Source organism: Humibacter albus DSM 18994 (assembly GCF_000421825.1).
GTDB classification, from domain to species: Bacteria; Actinomycetota; Actinomycetes; order Actinomycetales; family Microbacteriaceae; genus Humibacter; species Humibacter albus.
This window is the reverse complement of the sequence record NZ_ATXT01000014.1, coordinates 329,135-348,828: the sequence shown is the minus strand read 5'-3', so window position 1 is coordinate 348,828 and position 19,694 is coordinate 329,135. Positions and strand designations below refer to the sequence as shown.

Here is a 19,694-nt window from a genome sequence, read left to right as displayed (position 1 = left end):
CTAATCTAGGGGCATGCCCGCCGCCGAACCCGACGCCGTCCTGCCCGAGACCATCGCAACCTCCTCCGAGGGCGGCGCGAGAAGCAACGCGGCCGCGGACGGCGCGCCGACCCACGCCTGGGGCTACGGGCTCGTCACGGTGGCAGGCGATGGCACTGTGCTCGACACGTGGTACCCGAAGCCCGCACTGGGCCGCCTGCCGTCGGCGAGCGAGCCGTGGCTCGTGCCCGCCGCGCTCGACGCGCAGACCGGCGACGACCCGCGCCGCAACGTGTGCATCGACGCGCGCGCCGTCGAGGCCGACCTGCAGGCACCGATCACCTCGACTCCGGATGCCTATCTGCGGCTGCACCTGCTCTCCCACCTTCTCGTCGCCCCGAACTCGATCAGCCTCGACGGCATCTTCGCCCACCTGCCGATCGTGGCCTTCACGAACGCCGGCGCGGTGCTTCCGGCCGACTACGAGAGACTGCGTCCGGCATTGCAGCGGGCGGGCATCCAGGCCTACGGGATCGACAAGTTCCCGCGACTCACCGACTACGTGGTGCCCGATCGCGTGCGCATCGCGGATGCCTCGCGCGTGCGACTCGGAGCCCATCTCGCCCCCGGCACCACGGTGATGCACGAGGGCTTCGTGAACTACAACGCCGGCACGCTCGGTTCCTCCATGGTCGAGGGTCGCATCTCGCAGGGCGTGGTGGTCGGCGACGGCTCCGACATCGGCGGCGGCGCCTCCATCATGGGCACGCTCTCCGGCGGCGGAACGCAGCGCGTCTCCATCGGGCAGCGTTCGCTGCTCGGCGCCAACAGCGGCATCGGCATCTCCATCGGCGACGACTGCATCGTCGAGGCCGGCCTCTACGTCACGGCCGGCACCAAGGTGCTGCTCGCCGGATCCGCCCCCACCGCCGACGGCCGACCGCAGACGGTGAAGGCCGTCGAGCTCTCCGGCGTGCCGAACCTGCTCTTCCGCCGCAACTCGCTCAGCGGCGCCGTCGAGGTCGTGCAGCGCAGCGGGCAGGGCGTACAGCTCAACACGATCCTGCACGCCTGAGCGCGCGACGCTCCATCCGCCTGCGGGCCGATAGCATGAGCGGGTCCGACACGAAGGAGTGACGTGGGCACCGACGCATCCCGATTGTCCCGGCGGCATCCGTTCTGGCGGTTCGTGGGCATCCTGCTCGCCGTCGTGGTGACGCTCGCCCTGATCGCCGGCGTGCTCGCGTTCTGGACCGTGACCCGGTCGTTCCCGCAGACCAGCGGAAGCATCGACATCCCCGGCCTGCACTCGAAGGTCGAGGTGCAGCGCGACGATGCGGGAATCCCGCAGATCACGGCATCCGACGCCCACGATCTGTTCCTCGCCGAGGGTTACGTGCACGCCCAGGACCGCTTCTGGGAGATGGACTTCCGGCGGCACGTCACCGCGGGCCGCCTGAGCGAACTGTTCGGCGCCAGCCAGCTCGGCACCGACGAGTTCATCCGCACGCTCGGCTGGCGCCGTGTCGCCGAGCAGGAGGTCAAGCAGATGGATGCCACCTCGCTCTCGTATTACCGGGCCTACGCCGACGGCGTGAACGCGTACTTGAAGACGCACAAGGGTGCCGACATCTCACTGGAGTACGCCGTGCTCGGCTTGCAGACCTCCGGGTACACGCCCGCGAAGTGGACGCCGGTCGACTCGGTCTCCTGGCTGAAGGCGATGGCCTGGGACCTGCGCTCGAATCTCGAAGAGGAGCTCGACCGAGCAGTGCTCGGCACGACCCTGACGCCCGACGAGGTCGCGCAGCTGCACCCGACGTACCCGTACGCCGACCATCCGACGATCACGGATGCCGGAGGCGGCGACACGCAACGCACGAGTTCCGAGGCCTCCGGCGGCTCCGCCTCCGCGAAGTCGACCACGGCTTCTCAGTCGCCCTCGACGGGCTCGACCTCGGCGGACTCCGCCTCGACGGGCTCCGGCTCGACTGACTCCGCCTCGATCGCGGGCACGACGACAGCCGCGAAGGAAGCGACAGCCGACCTGAAGCAACTCGCCTCCCGGGTCGAAACCGCGGCCGCGGCGGTGCCGGCACTGCTCGGCATGAACAGCGAAGACATCGGGTCGAACTCGTGGGTGGTCTCCGGAAAGCACACCGCCACCGGCAAGCCCCTCCTCTCGAACGACCCGCACCTCGGACCGGCGGCACCGAGCATCTGGTACCAGGTGGGGCTGCACTGTGCGAAGGTCACGGCATCCTGCCCCTTCGATGTCGCCGGGTACAGTTTCTCGGGCCTGCCGGGCGTCGTGATCGGCCACAACCAGAGCATCGCGTGGGGGTTCACGAACCTGGGCCCCGATGTCACCGACCTCTACCTCGAGAAGCTCAGCGGCGCAGGATACGAGTACGACGGCAAGGTCGTCCCGTTCACCGTGCGCAAGGAGACCATCAAAGTCGCGGGCTCCAAGCCCGTCACCATCACGGTGCGCTCGACCGTGCACGGTCCGATCGTCACCGGCGGCCAGTACGACACCATCACCGCCCATCACAAGAAGGCGTCCGGCGGCTTCCCGGCGGGCAAGTACGCCCTGTCGCTGCAATGGACCGCGCTCACGCCCGGACACACCGCCGAGGCGATCTTCACGATCGACAGGGCGACGGACTGGGCGCAGTTCCGGGATGCCGCGCGCCAGTTCGACGTGCCGGCCCAGAATCTGATCTACGCCGACACGGCGGGGAACATCGGTTACCAGGCGCCCGGTCGCATCCCCGTGCGCAAACAGGGCGACGGCACCTCGATCGAGCCGGGCTGGTCGAGTGCCTACGGCTGGAGCGGCTACGTCTCGTTCGACCAGCTGCCGAGCCTCTACAACCCGTCGAGCGGCTTCATCGTGACAGCGAACAACGCCGCCGTCGGGCCGAAGTACGCCGTCAACCTCACGCAAGACTGGGACGCCGGCTACCGCGCCGATCGCATCACCGCCGATCTGAAGAAGCTGATCCATCACGGCACGAAGATCACCTCGGCCGACATGTCGAGGATCGACGCCGACACGTACGACGAGAATGCGGCGACGCTCGTGCCCATCCTGACGAAGCTCTCGGTGGACTCGGGCACGAGCAAGGCCATCGCCCTGCTGAAGGACTGGGACTACCGCGACGAGGCGGACAGCGCGGCCGCCGCCTACTTCAACATCTTCTGGCGCAACCTGCTGCACGACGCCTTCGCCCGCAAACTGCCTTCTTCGGCGGCGCCCACGGGCGGCGCGCGATGGTTCCAGGTGGTCGCCGACCTCTTGGCGCAGAAGGACGCGAGCTGGTGGCTCGACACGAAACTCGGCGTCGACGACCGCGACCAGATGTTCGCCTATGCCGCCACGCAGGCTTACCACGAGGCCGTCAAGCTCATGGGACCCGAGACGTCCGACTGGAAGTGGGGAGACATCCACACCCTCGAAGTCACGAACCAGAGCTTCGGCGTCTCGGGCATCGCACCCATCGAGGCGCTGTTCAACCGTGGACCGTACAAGCTCGGCGGCAGCTCATCGGTGGTGGATGCCGTCGGCTGGGACGCCAGCGTCGGTTATGCGGTCAACTGGGTCCCCTCGATGCGGCAGGTGGTCGATCTCGCCGACTTCGACCGCTCGAGCTGGATCAACCTCACCGGCGACTCCGGGCACGCGTTCAATCCGCACTACATGGATCAGTTGCCGCTGTGGCAGCAGAACCGCACGCGGCCCTGGCCGTTCACGCCGAAGGCGGTGACGAAGGCGACGCGGGACACGCTGACCCTGCGCCCGCAGTGACTTCTCAGCGACCCGTCGGATAGTCCCGCTTGGGCTCGCCGACGTAGAGCTGCTGCGGGCGGCCGATCTTGGTGGCCGGGTCGGTGTTGAGCTCGCGCCAGTGCGCGATCCAGCCCGGCAGACGGCCGATGGCGAACAGCACGGTGAACATGCGCGTCGGGAAGCCCATGGCCTTGTAGATCACGCCGGTGTAGAAGTCGACGTTCGGGTACAGGCGGCGCTGGATGAAATAGTCGTCGTCGAGAGCGATCTGCTCGAGCTCCTTGGCGATGTCGAGCAGCGGATCGTGCACGCCCAGGCCGGCGAGCACGGCATCCGCGCTCTCCTTGACGAGCTTCGCCCGCGGGTCGTAGTTCTTGTAGACGCGGTGCCCGAAGCCCATCAGGCGCACGCCGTCTTCCTTGTTCTTCACGCGCTCGACGAAGCGGTGCACGCTCTCGCCCGAGTCGCGGATGCCGGCGAGCATACCCAGCACGGCCTCGTTCGCGCCGCCGTGCAACGGCCCGTAGAGAGCGTTGATGCCGGCCGAGATCGAGGCGAACAGGTTCGCCTGCGTGGATCCGACGAGGCGCACGGTCGACGTCGACGCGTTCTGCTCGTGGTCGGCGTGCAGGATCAGCAGGCGCTCGAGGGCCTTCGACACCGTCGGGTTCACCTCGTAGGGCTCCGCCAGAGTGCCGAAGTTCAGGCGCAAGAAGTTGTCGACGAAGCTCAGCGAGTTGTCCGGGTAGAGGAACGCCTGCCCGAGGCTCTTCTTGTGCGCGTAGGCGGCGATGACGGGCAGCTTCGCGAGGAGGCGGATGGTGGAGAGCTCCACCTGCTCCGGGTCGCTGATGCTCAGCGAGTCCTGGTAGAAAGTGCCGAGCGCCGAGACCGCGCTGGAGAGCACCGACATGGGGTGCGCGTCGTGCGGCAGCGCGTCGAAGAACCGACGCAGGTCTTCGTGCAGCAGCGTGTGGCGGCGGATGCGCTCGTCGAACTCACCGAGCTCGTCGGCGCTCGGCAGCTCGCCGTGGATCAGCAGCCAGGCCACCTCGAGGAAGCTCGAGTGCTCCGCGATCTGCTCGATCGGATACCCGCGATAGCGCAAGATGCCCGCGTCGCCGTCGATGAACGTGATCTTCGATCGCGTCGCCGCCGTGTTGACGAAGCCGTAGTCGAGCGAGGTGAGCCCGGTCTGCTTGGTCAGCGTCGAGATGTCGATGCTCGACGCGCCGTCAACGCTCGGAAGGATCGGGAGTTCCGCCGTACCGCCGGGATACGTCAGAGTGGCTCGAGCTTCGGAGTCTCCTCCGTCGTGACCACCTGCGTTCACTGCGCCTCCTTCGAGCATCGGCAAAGATCGTGCCCGTACAGCCTACGGGCAAAGCCGGTCCACTGTTGCTCCCGCCAACGAAGAGCATGATCCGCGCAGCGGAATGCACAAACGGCGCCCGTCAGTGCGAGGGTGCGTCCGCCAGACGCCGTGCCGCCGTGGCGATGCGCTCGTCCGTGGCCGTCAGCGAGAACCGCACATGCTGCGGAAAGAAGTCCCCGTAGAACGCGCCGGGACCGGCGAGGATGCCCGACTCGGCGAGCGCGCCCATCGTGGTCCAGGCATCCTCACCTCTGCTGGCCCACAGGTACAGCCCGCCCTCGCTGTGGTCGATGCGGAACCCGGATGCCTCCAGTGCGGGCTTGAGCACGGCCCGCCGCGCGCGGTACCGCGCCACCTGGTCGCGCACGTCGGCGTCATCGGCCAGGGCCACCGTCATCGCCCGCTGCAAGGGTGCCGGGAGCATGAGTCCGGCGTGCTTGCGCACCGTGAGCAGCCGGGCGACGAGCGACGGATCACCCGCCAGGAAGGCCGCCCGATAGCCGGCCATGTTCGACTGCTTGCTCAGCGAGTAGACCGAGAGCACGTCGCCGAGGTCATCGTCGACCACGCGCGGATCGAGGATGCTCGGCACCGGCTCGTCCGCCCACTGCCCCTCCCAGCCCAGTTCGGCATAGCACTCGTCATTCGCGATCACGGCGCCCAGCTCGCGCGCGCGGGCGACGGCCCGCCGCAAGAACGCGACGTCGAGAACACGGCCGTCCGGGTTGCCCGGGGAGTTCAACCAGACGAGCCGCGTGCCCTGCGGCCACGCGTCCGGATCATCGGAGGGGAACGGGTCGGCCTGCACGATGGCGGCGCCCATCGCGTACGTCGGGTACGCCGCGCGCGGGTGCACGACCACGTCGCCGGGGCCGAGGCCCAGGAACACGGGCAGGAGCGCGACGAGCTCCTTCGAGCCGATGGTCGGCAGCACGTGCGCCGTCGTCAGGCCGGAAACGTTGCGGCGCCGGGCGTACCAGTCCACGATCGCCTGGCGCAGCTGCGGCGTACCGGTCGTCTGAGGGTAAGCGTGGGCATCCGTCGCATCGGCGAGCGCGTCGCGCACGGCCTGCGGAGTCGGGTCGACCGGCGATCCGATCGACAGATCCACGATGCCGCCGGGATGCCGGCGCGCGCGTTCGGCGTAGGGCGCGACGAGATCCCAGGGATAGTCGGGCAGGTCGGGGCGCGTCACGTGCGCGTGCCGTTCAGTGGCTCTGCGGGGGCAGCGCGGCCACCAGCGGGTGGTCCTTCGGGATCACGCCGACCTTGGCGGCGCCGCCCGGCGAGCCGATGTCGTCGAAGAACTCCACGTTCACCCGGTAGTAGTCGCTCCACTCCTCGGGGAGGTCGTCCTCGTAGTAGATGGCCTCGACCGGGCAGACCGGCTCGCAGGCGCCGCAGTCGACGCACTCGTCCGGGTGGATGTAGAGCGTGCGCTCGCCCTCGTAGATGCAATCGACAGGGCATTCGTCGACACATGCGCGGTCTTTGACATCCACACATGGCAAAGCGATGACGTAGGTCACTTCTCGAACGACTCCCTTCGGGCCTTCGCAGGCGCCACCTCAGTCTAGGACGACAGCACACCGTGCTCCTGCGCGCGCGAGCTCTCCCTCGTGCGCTGCACGCGCCCCTCAGGCCGCAGCGGCGCGCAGTCGGGGCCAGCCGACCACGAGGAGCGCGACCACGACGGCACCGCCCATCCAGGTCCAGCCGAGCACGCTGTCGGTGATCAGCACCGAGCCGCCGAAGCTCTCCTGCGACAGCACTGCAATCGCCACCAGTGCCCCGAGCCCGGCGCACGCGGCGTTCAGGCGTCCTCGGCTCAGCAGACGGATGCCGGTGAGCAGGCAGGCGAGCGCGACGAGCGCGACGATGATCCCCCACGGGAAGGTGAAGGAGCCGAAGGTCGCCGTGTGCACGAGCGTGCCGAACATGCCGAACACGAGCCCGAGCAGGCCCAGAAGCACGGCGACGACCACGCGGGAGAGCATGCGGACATCCTATGCGGATCCTCATGGACCGCGGCTACGCGATTCGACGCGATAGAGGTAAGGTAAGCCTTACCGAAACCCACCCGTCATATCCGAAGGCTCTGCTGTGCTCGCCACGCTCGTCATCGGCCTTCGCGAAGGCCTTGAAGCCGCACTCATCGTCGGTATCATCGCCGCATTCCTCAAGCGGAACGGCGCCTCTCTGAAGCCGATGTGGATCGGCGTCGCGACCGCGCTCGCCTTGAGCATCGCGGTGGGATTCGGGCTGCAGGCCGTCGAGGCGAGCCTGCCCCAGTCCGGCCAGGAGGCGATGGAGGCCGTGATCGGCGCCGTCGCGGTGGTCTTCGTGACGACCATGATCGTCTGGATGCGCAAGCACGCCCGCGGCATGAAGAAGGAGCTGGAGCGCGAGGCCGCGGCCGCGCTCGGCTCCGGCACGACCTGGGCCATGGCGGGAATGGCGTTCCTCGCGGTGCTCAAGGAGGGCTTCGAGACCTCGGTGTTCCTGCTCGCGACGTTCCAAGCATCCACCAGCGCCGCCGCCGCGGCCCTCGGAGCCGTGATCGGCATCGCCGCCGCCGTCGTCATCGGCATCGGCCTCTACACCGGCGGTGTGAGGCTCAACCTCTCCCGCTTCTTCACCATCACGGGCGTCTTCCTCGTGTTCGTGGCGGCCGGCCTCGTGATCAGCACGCTGCGCAGCGCTCACGAGGCGGGCTGGATCACGATCGGCCAGCAGTCCACGCTCGACCTGTCCTGGCTGGCTCCCGCCGGGTCGCTGCAGGCGGCGCTCGTGACGGGAGTGCTCGGCATCCCCGCGGACCCCCGCGTGATCGAGGTACTCGGCTGGGTGCTGTACGTCGTTCCGGTGCTGGCCTTCTCGCTCTGGCCGCAGCGCTGGCGCCCCTCGGGCGCCGCCCTCCCGCGTGCGCTGTTCGGCGCGGCCGCCGTGTTCGGCGTGGCCGCCATCGTGCTCGCCGTCGCCGTTCCGGCCGGGACTGCGACCGACGTTCCGTCGTCGGCCCCGCTCAGCAACGGCGGAACGGCCGTGTTCTCCTCACATGGCGCGAGTGCCGTGCTGAAGGTCACCGGCACCGCTGCCGCGCGCTACCGGTTCGACGCATCGTCGCCGAGCGCGCACGACGGCGCCGACCGTTCCTGGACCACCACCGCCACGACGCATCCCGCCCACCGGCCGGCCACGCTCACGCTCGACGATCTCGTCGACCTGAGCGGTGGCCGCATCCCCGTCGGCGTCGACCCGACCCATGCCCCGGGACCCTACACGGCGACGTGGACGACCACGTCGCGCGTCGTCGCGTACAGCCACGGCGACGACGGCCTCGTGGATGCCTCGTCTCGGGTCCGCACGGTCGTCTCGATCTCCGGCGGCGGCCTCACCGCCCCGCGCGCGTTCGCGATCGACCATCCAGGCGCCGCATGGTCGGTGCGGGACGCGCACGTCGCCGCGGTGAGCTCGTCGATCGCGCAGGCGAAGACGTCGTCGAGCGAGGCCATGCTCTGGAAGCTGTGGCTCCCGATCGTCTTCGCGATCGCCGCGCTGGTGCTCGGCATCAGGGGACTGAACAGCCGGCGAGCGCTGATGTCGGCGGCCGCGATCGCCGCTGCCGAAGTCCCTCAAGACTCTCCCGCGTTCGATGGCGCACGCGTTCAGGATCCGTCCGCCCCCGAGGCGGCCCTTTCGACGCCTGCCCCGGCATCCGACGGCATCGCCCGCACCGCGACGCCACCGAACTCCAGGAGTACTCCCTATGCAGCCAAGTAATCGCCGCCTCAGTGCCGGCGCGGCCACCGCAGCCGCGCTCGTCAGCGCCGCGCTTCTTCTCACCGGATGCGCGAGCGACGGACAGAGCGCCGCGAAGCAGACGTCGTCCGGCGCGTCGCATGTGAAGATCATGCTCACCAACGACGGATCGGACGACGCCTGCGCGCTGGACCACACCTCGGCTCCGGCTGGTCCGATCACCTTCACCGTGGACAACAAGAGCGCCACCGGAATCAGCGAGGTCGAGCTGCAGAGCGACCAGCGCATCCTCGGCGAGAAGGAGAACCTCGCGCCCGGCCTCAAGCCCGTGAGCTTCACGCTCACGCTCGACGGCGGCAAGTACACCGTCTACTGCCCGGGCGGCAAGAACGAGAACATCGCCTTCACCGTCACCGGCAAAGCGACGGCGCCGAAGACCGGCAGCGTGCAGACGCTGCTCAAGCAGGGCTCGAAGGAGTACGCGGGCTACGTCGACGATCAGATCGCCGGAATGGTGACCGGAGTGGCCGCGCTGAAGACCGCCGTCGACTCGGGCGACATCGACGCCGCGAAGAAGGCGTACGGTCAGGCGCGTCCGTTCTATGAGCGCATCGAGTCCGATGTCGAGGGCTTCGTCATCCCGGGCACCAAAGCGAACGACAACGCCGGCAACCTCGACTACCTGATCGACATGCGGGCTTCCAATCTCGACGACTCCGTCGGCTGGCACGGCTTCCACGCCATCGAGCGCGATCTCTGGCAGGGCGGCGCGATCACAGCAGGCACGAAGTCGCTCGCGACCGAGCTGCAGAAGAACGTGAACACCCTGGCGAGCCTGGCGAAGAAGCTGAACTACAAGCCGGAAGACCTCGCCAACGGCGCCGCCGGGCTCCTCGAAGAGGTGCAGTCCGAGAAGATCAAGGGCGAGGAAGAGGCGTTCAGCCACATCGACCTCGTCGACTTCGCCGCCAACGTCGAGGGTTCGCAGCAGGCGTTCGAATACCTCAAGCCCGGTCTGAAGAAGATCGACGCCTCGCTGACGAAACAGATCAACACGCAGTTCGACAAGGTCAACGCCATGCTCGACACCTACCGCGACCCGGCGGCGATCGGCGGCTACGAGACGTACACGCCCGCCCTCAAGGCGCGCGACGCCAACAAGCTGAGCCAGGCCGTGCAGGCGCTGCAGGACCCGCTGTCGCGTCTGGCCGAGAAAGTGGCGACAGCACAATGACGGATGCCAGACAGCCGGCCGACGACCCCGACTCGCCGCGCGCAGGAGAGCACGTCAGTCGTCGCGGACTGTTCGCGATGGGCGCCGGCGGCCTGGTCGTCGGCGCCCTCGCGGGGGTCGGCGGCACGATGGCCGCGCATGCCCTCGAACCGGACGACAACGGCGAGGCCGTCGACGCGTCGGTCAGCTACCCGTTCTACGGAACGGGTCATCAGTCAGGCGTGCAGACCGAGCCGCAACGGCACTGCGTCTACATGACGTTCGACGTCGACCCGGGCACCACCACGAGCGACCTGCAGACGCTCTTCGCTCGCTGGTCGGCGGGCATCGCACAGCTGATGGCCGGCCGCCCCGTCGGCGTCGTCCAGCCCTCCCGCGCCTCGGCCGTGGCGCAGGACACCGGCGAGGCCGCCGATCTGGAGCCGAACGCCCTAACCGTCACCCTGGGCCTGGGGCCCGCGCTGTTCGATGACAGGTTCGGACTGGCGGCCAAGAAGCCGAAGCTGCTCGCCGAGCTCCCCGCTCTGCCGAGCGACAACCTCGAGGAATCGCTCACCGGCGGCGATCTCAGCCTGCAGGCGTGCGCCGAGGACCCCCAGGTGGCGTACCACGCCATCCGCGACCTCGCACGGATCGGGCGCGGCACCGTGAGCACCCGATGGACCGTGATGGGGTTCGGCCGCGCCTCGGCCGGTGCGGGCCAGAGCACGCCACGCAATCTGATGGGCTTCAAGGACGGCACCCGCAACATCCGCTCCGACGAGGAGTTCGAGAAGTTCGTCTGGCTCGGCGATGACGAGGAATGGATGTCCGGGGGCACCTACCAGGTCGCCCGCAAGATCCAGATGGACATCGAGATCTGGGACGCGGACCGCATCGGAGACCAGCAGGACGTGTTCGGCCGCACGAAGTCGGTCGGCGCGCCGCTGACCGGCACCGCCGAGTTCGACACCCCGAAGTTCACCGAGGTGCGGCACGGCGAGCACGTGATCCCGCAGAACGCGCACATCGCCCTGGCCGCGCACGAGAACAACGGCGGCATCAAGATCTTGCGCCGCTCGTACAACTACACCGACGGCATCAACCAGTACGGGCAGTTGGATGCCGGCCTGCTCTTCATCACCTACCAGAACGATCCCGACCACTTCGCGCGCCTGCAGAAGAAGCTGGGTTCGTACGATCGCCTCAACGAGTACATCTCCCACATCGGCTCCGCCGTCTTCGCGATTCCGCCCGCGCCGGAGCCGGGCCACTACCTGGCCGAGAAGCTCTTCAGCTGAGACGTTCTTCGCGCGGAGACGATCTGCGCGCCGAGAGGCTCCTGCCCACGAGTCCCCACGGAGCGCGCAGGTCTATCCCTTCTCGCTCACGGTGTAGTTCGCGACCCAGCCGCGCGCGGCATCCTTCGCCACCACGACGAGCGCCGAGTACGGCTTCTTGGTGAACGATGCCGTTGCCGTCTTCGTGGACGAGTTGTCGAGCTTCTCCTCGAACCCCGCCTGCATGAACTGGTCGCCGATCGACTCCATCGCGTCGGTGCCGTGCACCTTGATGGTGACGTTCCACACTTTGCTCTCGGATGATCCCACCGACGCCCCGTACACGACCTCGCCGTGCGCGAGCGGCACGTCCTGCGGAAAGTCACGAGGCACGGCGTGCCCGCGCACGTCGACGTGACCGTGCGTCACGCTCCTCACCACGGAGCGCACGGAGCAGCCCGAAAGCGCGGCCGTCGAGCCGAACGCCAGCAACACCGCGAGCGGAACCGCGACGAACGCGCGACGCTTCACGAACACACTGTCACGGTAACGCGACGCGGTGTGCGACGGAGGAAAACGCAGCACAATTCCAGCCTTCACCTCGCGCGGCGCCCTTTCGAACCCCGGTTCTTCGGGTCCCGTTTCGCGCGACCGGCTTCTGTGCTCAGGACTGCATTTCGCGCTTGAGCCTGGCGGTCTGGCGTCCTCGGGTCTGCTGGTCGAGCACGACCTTGCGGATGCGCACCTTCTCGGGCGTCACCTCCACGCATTCGTCCTCGCGCGCGAACTCCAGGCACTCCTCGAGCGTCAGCTGCCGCGACGGCGTCATCGACTCGAAGTTGTCGGCCGTCGACTGACGCATGTTGGTGAGCTTCTTCTCCTTCGTGATGTTCACGTCCATGTCATCGGCGCGGGAGTTCTCGCCGACGACCATGCCCTCGTAGACCTCTTCGGTCGGATTCACGAAGAACGTCATGCGCTCCTGGAGCGCGATGATGGCGAACGGCGTGACGACGCCGGCGCGGTCGGCGACGATCGAGCCGTTGCTGCGGGTCACGATGGAGCCCGCCCATTCGCCGTAGCCGTGCGAGATGCCGTTGGAGATGCCCGTTCCGCGCGTGATGGTCAGGAACTCGGTACGGAAGCCGATGAGGCCACGTGCCGGAACGACGAACTCCATCCGCACCCAGCCCGTGCCGTGGTTCGACATGTTGTCCATGCGCCCCTTGCGTGCGGCGAGGAGCTGCGTGATCGCGCCGAGATACTCCTCGGGCGCGTCGATCGTGAGGTGCTCGTACGGCTCGTGCACTTTGCCGTCGATGCTCTTGGTGACCACCTGCGGCTTGCCGACGGTGAGCTCGTAGCCCTCGCGACGCATCTGCTCGACGAGGATGGCCAGAGCCAGCTCGCCGCGCCCCTGCACCTCCCAGGCGTCCGGACGTCCGATGTCGAGCACGCGAAGCGAGACGTTGCCGACCAGCTCGCGGTCGAGCCGGTCCTTGACCATGCGCGCCGTGAGCTTGTGCCCCTTGACCTTGCCGACCAACGGGGAGGTGTTCGTCCCGATCGTCATCGAGATGGCCGGGTCGTCCACGTGGATCGCGGGCAGCGGCCGGACGTCCTCCGGGTCCGCCAGCGTGTCGCCGATCATGATGTCCGCGAATCCGGCCACGGCCACGATGTCGCCGGGGCCGGCGCTCTCCGCGGGGTACCGGTCCAGCGCCTTCGTGATCAGCAGCTCCGTCACGCGCACCTGGTGCACGTCGCCGTCGTGGCGCACCCAGGCGACAGTCTGACCCTTCTTGATCGTGCCGTTGAAGACACGGAGCAGGGCGAGGCGGCCCAGGAAGGGCGAGGCATCCAGGTTCGTGACGTGGGCCTGCAGCGGCGCCTCGTCGTCGTAGGTCGGCGCCGGGATGTGCGTGAGGATCGCCTCGAACAGCGGCTCCAGGTCGGGGCTGTCGGGCAGGGCGCCGTTCGCGGGCTCCTCCATGGCCGCCCGTCCCGCCTTGCCCGAGGCGTACACCACGGGCACGTCGAGAATGGCGTCGAGGTCGAGATCCGGCACGTCGTCGGACAGATCGGAGGCCAGGCCGAGCAGCAGATCTTGGCTCTCGTGCACGACCTCGGCGATGCGGGCATCCGGCCGGTCGGTCTTGTTCACCGCCAAGATGACCGGGAGCTTCGCCTCCAGCGCCTTGCGCAGCACGAAGCGGGTCTGCGGCAGCGGGCCCTCGCTGGCATCCACCAGCAGCACGACGCCGTCCACCATCGAGAGGCCGCGCTCCACCTCGCCGCCGAAGTCGGCGTGGCCGGGGGTGTCGATGACGTTGATCGTCACCGGCGTGCCGTTCGAGTGCTTTCCGTTGTACGAGATCGCCGTGTTCTTGGCGAGGATCGTGATGCCCTTCTCGCGCTCCAGCTCGTTGGAGTCCATCGCGCGCTCCTCGACGTGCGCGTGCTCGGCGAACGAGTGCGTCTGGTTCAGCATGGCGTCGACGAGCGTCGTCTTGCCGTGGTCGACGTGTGCGACGATCGCGACGTTGCGCAGATCGTCCCGGGAGCGGATGGCCATGACGGTGTTCCTCGCGTGCAGAAGGGAATGGATGCCTGCCCGCGCCACCGCGAGCAGACCGACGTCGGATGCGCCGCGGCTCGCACTCGGTGCGGGCAGGCACAGCGAACGGGCAGAAAATGCCCGTCTCTCAGACTACCGCACGCAGCCTGGACTGCTGCCGTACGCTCTTGCGCGCCCGCCTTCAGAGCGCGTCGCGACCTCAGTCGGTCGGGCGGCCGTCGTCTTCGCGCGCCGGATCGTCGTGCGACTCCTCGTAGTCCTCGGCGGCCGCGTAGTGCTGCGGCTCCGCATACTCACCGCCTTCGGGCTCTGTGCCGTGCGCGTACTCGTCGCTGCCCGCGGCCAGGATGCGCGCACGCACCTCGCGGCGCTCGCGCTGCACCTCCGGGTCGGGCAGCGGCACGGCGGCGATGAGTCGCTGCGTGTAGGGATCCTGCGGGTTGCGCAGGATCTCGTCCCGCGTACCGACCTCCGCCAGTCTGCCCAGGTGCATCACGGCGATGCGGTCCGCGAGCACGTCGATCACGGCGAGGTCGTGCGTGATGAACAGGCAGGCGAAATGGAACTCGCGCTGAAGGTTGCGCACCAGCTCGAGCACCGTCGCCTGCACCGACACGTCCAACGCGGAGGTCGGTTCGTCGGCGATCAGCAGGTCGGGGTGCAACGACAGTGCTCGAGCGATGCCGACGCGCTGCTTCTGGCCACCGGAGAGCTCGTGCGGGTAGCGCGACTCATAGGCCGTCGGAAGCTCCACGCTGGTCAGGAGCGACCGCACCTCGCGGGCGAGAGCCTGGCCCTTCAGTCCGTTGGCGAGCATCAGAGGCTCGCCGATCGACTGCCCGATGGTCATGCGGGGGTTGAGCGACGAAGCGGGGTCCTGAAACACGATGCCCGCGTTCTTGTGCACCTTGCGCACCGTCTTGCGGTTCCACTTCGACAGGTCGACACCCGTCACGTTCAGTGACCCGTCGGTGATCGGCAAGAGGCCGATGGCCGCGCGCCCGAGCGTCGTCTTGCCCGAGCCGGACTCGCCGACGAGGCCCATCACCTCGCCCTTGTGCACCGTGAGATCGACGCCGTCGATCGCGCGGAACGCCTTGACGCGACCGTGTCCCGGGTACTCGATGACGACATCCTTGAACTGCAGAACGACCTCGCGCTCGTCGAGTTCCTTGGCCACCCGCTGTGCCTGAGCAAGCGCGCGCTCGTTGACCTCGATCTGCTTCAGCAGGCCGGTCGTCGCCTCGTCCTCGTCGATCGCCGCGGCCGCGAGCGCGACCGTGACGTCGATCTCCTGGCCTTCGGCGCCTTGGCCGAGGTGAGGCACGGCATCCAGCAGCGCGATCGTGTACGGATGCTTCGGCTCGCGGAAGATCTGCAGCGTCGGCCCCGCCTCCACCACTTCGCCCTGGCGCATCACGGCCACGTGGTCGGCGAGGTCTGCCACCACACCCATGTCGTGCGTGATCAGCAGCACGGCGGAGTCGAGCTTCTCGCTGAGGTTGCGGATCAGGTCGAGGATCTCTGCCTGCACCGTCACGTCGAGAGCTGTCGTCGGCTCATCGGCGATGAGCAGTCCCGGATCGCAGGAGATCGACTGGGCGATCATGGCGCGCTGGCGCTGGCCACCGGAGAGCTGGTGCGGGTAGGAGTTGAACGCTTTGATCGGGTCGGGCATCTCGACGAGGCCGAGCAGTTCGATCGCGCGGTCCTTCGCCTCGTGCGGCGAGATGCCGTAGTGGATGCGCAGGGTCTCGATGATCTGGAAGCCGACGGTCAGCACCGGGTTCAGAGCCGTCATCGGCTCCTGGAAGATGACGGCGACGTCCTTGCCTCGGATGTTGCGCATCTGCGCCGGGCTCAGCCCGCGCAGCTCGCGGCCGTTCAGCTTGATCGAGCCCGAAACGCGGCTGTTGCGCGGGAGCAGATCGAGCACCGACATCGAGCTCACGCTCTTGCCGGATCCGGATTCGCCCACCAGGGCCATGACCTCGCCGCGCTTGATGGAATAGTTCAGCTTCTTGACCGCCGGTACCCAGACGTTGTCGACGGCGAAGTCGACGCTCAGGTCGCTCACCTGCAGTACGGGGGTGTTGTTCTCAGGTGCCATCAGCGGGCGGCCCCTTCTCGGCTCGCGGGCCGTGTGTCATAGGTGATGCTGCACGCGGCGCCGGTGATGGCGTGCCGAGCGTGCGCGTCGCCGGTGGCGGATGCTGTCACGATGGATCCATGCAGGAATCCGGCAGCGCCGACCGTGATGTGTTCGTCTCCACGTTCAACCGCTTCCTCGCGGTGATCGCCTGGGCTCTGGATGCCTTCGCTCTCGTCGCGTACATCACGGTGCACGACGGTCCGCGCAATCCCTGGGTACTGGTGCCGGTCGCACTCGTCGCGGTCGCGATCTGGACCGGCCTCTGGCGCCCTCGTGTCGTGATCGACGACGAGCGCATCGAGCTGCGCAACGTCTTCCGTACGATCACGGTGCCGTGGCCGGCACTCATCCACGTCGACACGAAGTACGCGCTCACGCTCTACACGCCCGGACACCACTACGCCGCGTGGGCGGCTCCCGCTCCCGGTCGCACGGGTGCGGCCATCGCCGCCCGCAAGCAGGACAGGGGTCGGGCTGCGATGGCCCCGGTGAGCGACGACGGCAAGATCCGCCCCGGCGATCTCACCGCGAGCGAGTCCGGGCAGGTCGCCTACCTCGTGCGCGATCGATGGGCGAAGCTGCGCGAGGAGGGACGCATCGAAGCGGGCGTCGCGGATGAGACGCCCGTGGGCATCCAGGTGCACTGGTGGTGGTGCGGCACGATGGCGGTGCTGCTGGTGGGCACCGTGCTCGTGCTGGTGCTCTGAGCGTGCGCGCCCCGCGCGCAGCGCTCCCTCGGTGCCGGCCACTAGCTCTGGTCCTTGTCGGAGCCGGACGAGCCGCCGCCATCGGGCTTGCCTGCTGAGTCCCCGCCTGCCGAATCATCGGAGGCCGGCCCATCGGGCACGCCCGCGCGGGACGGACCGTCGTCGATCGTGGTTCCAGCGACATTCGCAGCGTTCGCGGCGTTCACCTGTGCGGCGGCCTCGTCCTCGGTCGGCTCGGTCTCCTTCGTGCGTCGAAGGCTGAAGCGCTGCTGCCGCGGGTCGAATGCCTCGCGCAGACCATCGCCGACGAAGTTGACGCACAGCGCCAGCAGCACGATGAAGAGGGCGGGCCACCAGAACAACCACGGCCGCGTGGTGAACGCGCTCTGGTTCTGGCTGATCAGCAGACCCAGAGACGAGTCCGGCGGCTTGATGCCGAATCCGAGGTAGCTGATGGCCGTCTCGAGCAGGATCGCCGAGGCGATCAGCAGGGTCGACGCGACGATGATCACACCGACGGCGTTCGGGAGGATGTGCCGGAAGATGATGCGGGCATCCGAGGCACCGGCGACCCGAGCCGCCTCGACGAACTCGCGCTCGCGCAGGGCGAGGAACTCGGCACGCACCAGGCGCGCGATCACCATCCATGAGACGAGGCCGAGCAGGATGGCGAGGCCGAAGGCACCGAGACCTCCGGCCGTGCGACCCACGATCGCGCCGACGACGAGCGCCGGGATCACGATGAAGATGTCGGTGATGCGCATCAGAACGGCGTCCACCCAGCCGCGGAAGTAGCCGGCGATCGCGCCGACGACCACGCCGACGACGGTGGCGAACACACCGAGCACGACCATGACGAGCACCGAGTTCTGGATGCCTCGCATGGTCAACGCGAAGTAGTCCTTGCCGATGCGGTCCTGACCGAACGGATGCTCGCCCAGGCTGAACGGCCACAGCGACAGCGTCGGCGCGCCCTGGTTCACCTGCGGGTTCAGCTCCTTGTACGTGTAGTGCCACCAGCCGTGGATCGGACCGATGCCGATCGCGGAGATCGAGAACACGAGGATGAGGAGATAGATGATCAGCGCTGCGACGGCGACCTTGCTCCGAAGGAACCGGCGCAGGATGATCCGGCCCTGGCTCTGACCCTTCTTGGTGTCCGCCTGTCCGTCGGAGGCGTCGTCGTTCAACGTCGGCTCGGGCAGGTTTCCTTGAATCGTGCTCATGCTGCCACCTCCGCGGCCACTGGAACTGCGCGGTGGTCGCGCCCTGTCATGCCGCTCATCGCACACGCACCCGCGGGTCGAGCGCCGAGTATGTGAGATCGGCCAGGAAGTTGAATGCGATGGCGGTGATCGCCACCACGAGGAAGTACCCCATGATCGGGTTCACGTCGGTGCTGTACAGACCGGCGACGAACATGCGCCCCATGCCGCTGATGCCGAACACGGTCTCGGTGATGACGGCACCACCGAGCAGGGCCCCGACGTCGGTCGCGACCAGCGTGGTGATCGGGATCAGCATGTTGCGGAACGCGTGCCGCACGATGACGGTGCGCTCCGGAAGGCCCTTGGCACGCGCGGTACGCACGTAGTCCTGCCCGAGCACTTCGAGCATCCCGGAGCGGGAGTAGCGCGTATAGCTCGCGAAGCTGATCGCTAGAAGGCTGATCGTGGGCAGCAGGAAGTGGGTGAACGTGTCGAGGCCGGTGATCCAGACGTCGCCGTTCAGTCCCGGGGTCGCTCCGCCCACCGTGGCCAGCGGTCTGTCGTTCGTGATGTCCATGTAGGCCGGCCACGATCGCATGAACCGGTCGAGCACGATCACCCCGGAGGTGAAGAACGCCGTGAACGCGCCGATGCGCATCATGAGGCCCCGGTCGTAGCCTCCGACGAAGAAGCCGACCACCAGCCCGACCACGACCGACGCGATCGCCAGGATGATCAGTGTGCCGATCGACGAGACGTTCAGCAGCCCCTGCAGCGCGAAGTAGCAGACGATCGCGATCGCGACATTGATGCCAGCCGTCAGCCACGCCTTGCGGTTGTGCACTCCCGCCAGCAGTGCGACGAACGCGAAGCCGATCGCAGCGCAGAACACGATCACGACGACGGGACCGAGCGAAGGCTGCGTGAACCACTTCGTGATCGACATGTACCAGAGGATGGCCGCCGTCACGACGCCGGCGATCACGAACGTGAGTGCCCGCTTGCGGAACGTGCCGCCGACGATCAGCTGCACGATGAGGCCGACGACGACTCCCCAGACGGCCAGTGCCAGCGGGGACAGTGTCGGATCGGCGAGGAAGTTGTTGTAGCCGAGGGCGATGAAGCTCTTCAGCAGAACGGCGATCAGGAAGGACGGCAGGGAGAACAGGAAGAAGCTGACGAGGGTGATCGAGTAATCGAACCCGCTGTAGGCGCGCAGCGCCGTGATCATGCCGAGTGCGACACCGAGGATCACTGCGAGCACGAATGCCACGGTGACCAGCTGCAACGTCGCAGCGGTGGCCTCGGGCAGGAGCTGGGTGACCTGCTGGTTCTGGAACGTGGTGCCCAGATCGCATCCCCCGCCGATGGGGACGATGCACCGCGCGACACCGCCGAGCCAGAGCAGCCAGCGGACGGGCGACGGGAGATCCAGATGCTGCGACTGCACGCGAGCCTGGATGAGAGCCTGCTTGTTGGGGGAACTGCTGCCTTCGAGATCCTGGAGGGGATCGCCGGAGTGCGCGGCCAGCACGTACATGATGAACGACGCGGCGATCAGGATCAGAACCGAGACGCCGATGCGTCTCGCAATGTAACTCACCATTGGTTTCGTGGACCTCTATCTCATGGAGGCGCGACCGCATC

Annotated in this window: 15 protein-coding genes; 6 read left to right on the top strand and 9 right to left on the bottom strand. The window is 67.9% G+C overall.

What is annotated here, in order from left to right:
- The first annotated feature begins 13 nt into the window (after positions 1 to 13).
- Both dapD and H623_RS0109050 read left to right on the top strand, forming a co-directional pair.
- Positions 14 to 1,054 (top strand): 2,3,4,5-tetrahydropyridine-2,6-dicarboxylate N-succinyltransferase, encoded by a 1,041-nt coding sequence (dapD, locus tag H623_RS0109055; RefSeq protein ID WP_022900622.1) that lies wholly within the window; start codon positions 14 to 16, stop codon positions 1,052 to 1,054.
- 63 nt (positions 1,055 to 1,117) lie between these two features.
- On the top strand, positions 1,118 to 3,790 hold the full coding sequence (locus tag H623_RS0109050) for a penicillin acylase family protein (protein ID WP_022900621.1): 2,673 nt from the start codon (positions 1,118 to 1,120) through the stop codon (positions 3,788 to 3,790).
- A 4-nt stretch (positions 3,791 to 3,794) separates the two neighbouring features.
- Here H623_RS0109050 and H623_RS0109045 read toward each other — a convergent pair whose 3' ends face one another.
- The 4 genes from H623_RS0109045 to H623_RS0109030 all read right to left on the bottom strand — a co-directional run bounded on the left by H623_RS0109045 (position 3,795) and on the right by H623_RS0109030 (position 7,144).
- Positions 3,795 to 5,105 (bottom strand): citrate synthase, encoded by a 1,311-nt coding sequence (locus tag H623_RS0109045; RefSeq protein ID WP_245558959.1) that lies wholly within the window; start codon positions 5,103 to 5,105, stop codon positions 3,795 to 3,797.
- A 121-nt stretch (positions 5,106 to 5,226) separates the two neighbouring features.
- Positions 5,227 to 6,342, bottom strand: coding sequence for a succinyldiaminopimelate transaminase (gene dapC / locus H623_RS0109040; RefSeq protein WP_022900619.1), 1,116 nt, complete (start codon positions 6,340 to 6,342; stop codon positions 5,227 to 5,229).
- A gap of 13 nt (positions 6,343 to 6,355) precedes the next feature.
- Positions 6,356 to 6,676, bottom strand: coding sequence for a ferredoxin (fdxA, locus tag H623_RS0109035; RefSeq protein ID WP_022900618.1), 321 nt, complete (start codon positions 6,674 to 6,676; stop codon positions 6,356 to 6,358).
- A gap of 108 nt (positions 6,677 to 6,784) precedes the next feature.
- Positions 6,785 to 7,144, bottom strand: coding sequence for a DUF6113 family protein (locus H623_RS0109030; RefSeq protein WP_022900617.1), 360 nt, complete (start codon positions 7,142 to 7,144; stop codon positions 6,785 to 6,787).
- 106 nt (positions 7,145 to 7,250) lie between these two features.
- Between H623_RS0109030 and efeU the strand changes: the two genes are divergently transcribed.
- Genes efeU through efeB form a run of 3 tightly spaced genes read left to right on the top strand, consistent with a single transcriptional unit; the run spans position 7,251 to position 11,423 of the window.
- Positions 7,251 to 8,930 carry an iron uptake transporter permease EfeU gene (gene efeU, locus H623_RS18855; protein WP_022900616.1) on the top strand — a complete coding sequence of 560 codons (1,680 nt, stop codon included), beginning with the start codon at positions 7,251 to 7,253 and terminating at the stop codon, positions 8,928 to 8,930.
- Positions 8,917 to 10,143, top strand: coding sequence for an iron uptake system protein EfeO (gene efeO / locus H623_RS0109020; RefSeq protein ID WP_022900615.1), 1,227 nt, complete (start codon positions 8,917 to 8,919; stop codon positions 10,141 to 10,143). The genes efeU and efeO overlap by 14 nt, the downstream gene beginning before the upstream one ends.
- Entirely contained in the window at positions 10,140 to 11,423 is a 1,284-nt protein-coding gene (gene efeB / locus H623_RS0109015) for an iron uptake transporter deferrochelatase/peroxidase subunit (RefSeq protein ID WP_022900614.1), read from the top strand. Before efeO ends, efeB begins: the two co-directional genes overlap by 4 nt.
- Before the next feature lie 72 nt (positions 11,424 to 11,495).
- Here efeB and H623_RS0109010 read toward each other — a convergent pair whose 3' ends face one another.
- The 3 genes from H623_RS0109010 to H623_RS18850 form a co-directional block, all read right to left on the bottom strand.
- Positions 11,496 to 11,933: a hypothetical protein gene (locus tag H623_RS0109010; RefSeq protein ID WP_033371732.1), complete on the bottom strand. Its 438-nt coding sequence runs from the start codon at positions 11,931 to 11,933 to the stop codon at positions 11,496 to 11,498.
- A 133-nt stretch (positions 11,934 to 12,066) separates the two neighbouring features.
- Positions 12,067 to 13,977: a translational GTPase TypA gene (typA, locus tag H623_RS0109005; RefSeq protein ID WP_022900612.1), complete on the bottom strand. Its 1,911-nt coding sequence runs from the start codon at positions 13,975 to 13,977 to the stop codon at positions 12,067 to 12,069.
- A gap of 202 nt (positions 13,978 to 14,179) precedes the next feature.
- The gene (locus H623_RS18850; RefSeq protein ID WP_022900611.1) at positions 14,180 to 16,090 is read right to left on the bottom strand and encodes an ABC transporter ATP-binding protein; all 1,911 of its coding nucleotides are present in this window, start codon (positions 16,088 to 16,090) and stop codon (positions 14,180 to 14,182) included.
- Between the two features lie 119 nt (positions 16,091 to 16,209).
- Here H623_RS18850 and H623_RS0108995 point away from each other — a divergent pair, with 119 nt between their 5' ends.
- Complete coding sequence (locus H623_RS0108995) at positions 16,210 to 16,839, top strand: PH domain-containing protein (RefSeq protein ID WP_022900610.1); 630 nt, start codon at positions 16,210 to 16,212, stop codon at positions 16,837 to 16,839.
- A 41-nt stretch (positions 16,840 to 16,880) separates the two neighbouring features.
- On the opposite strand, the gene H623_RS18845 is transcribed toward H623_RS0108995, so the two are convergent.
- On the bottom strand, positions 16,881 to 18,065 hold the full coding sequence (locus H623_RS18845) for an ABC transporter permease (protein ID WP_022900609.1): 1,185 nt from the start codon (positions 18,063 to 18,065) through the stop codon (positions 16,881 to 16,883).
- Positions 18,066 to 18,120: 55 nt separating this feature from the next.
- Entirely contained in the window at positions 18,121 to 19,653 is a 1,533-nt protein-coding gene (locus H623_RS0108985; protein ID WP_022900608.1) for an ABC transporter permease subunit, read from the bottom strand.
- Between the last annotated feature and the right edge of the window lie 41 nt (positions 19,654 to 19,694).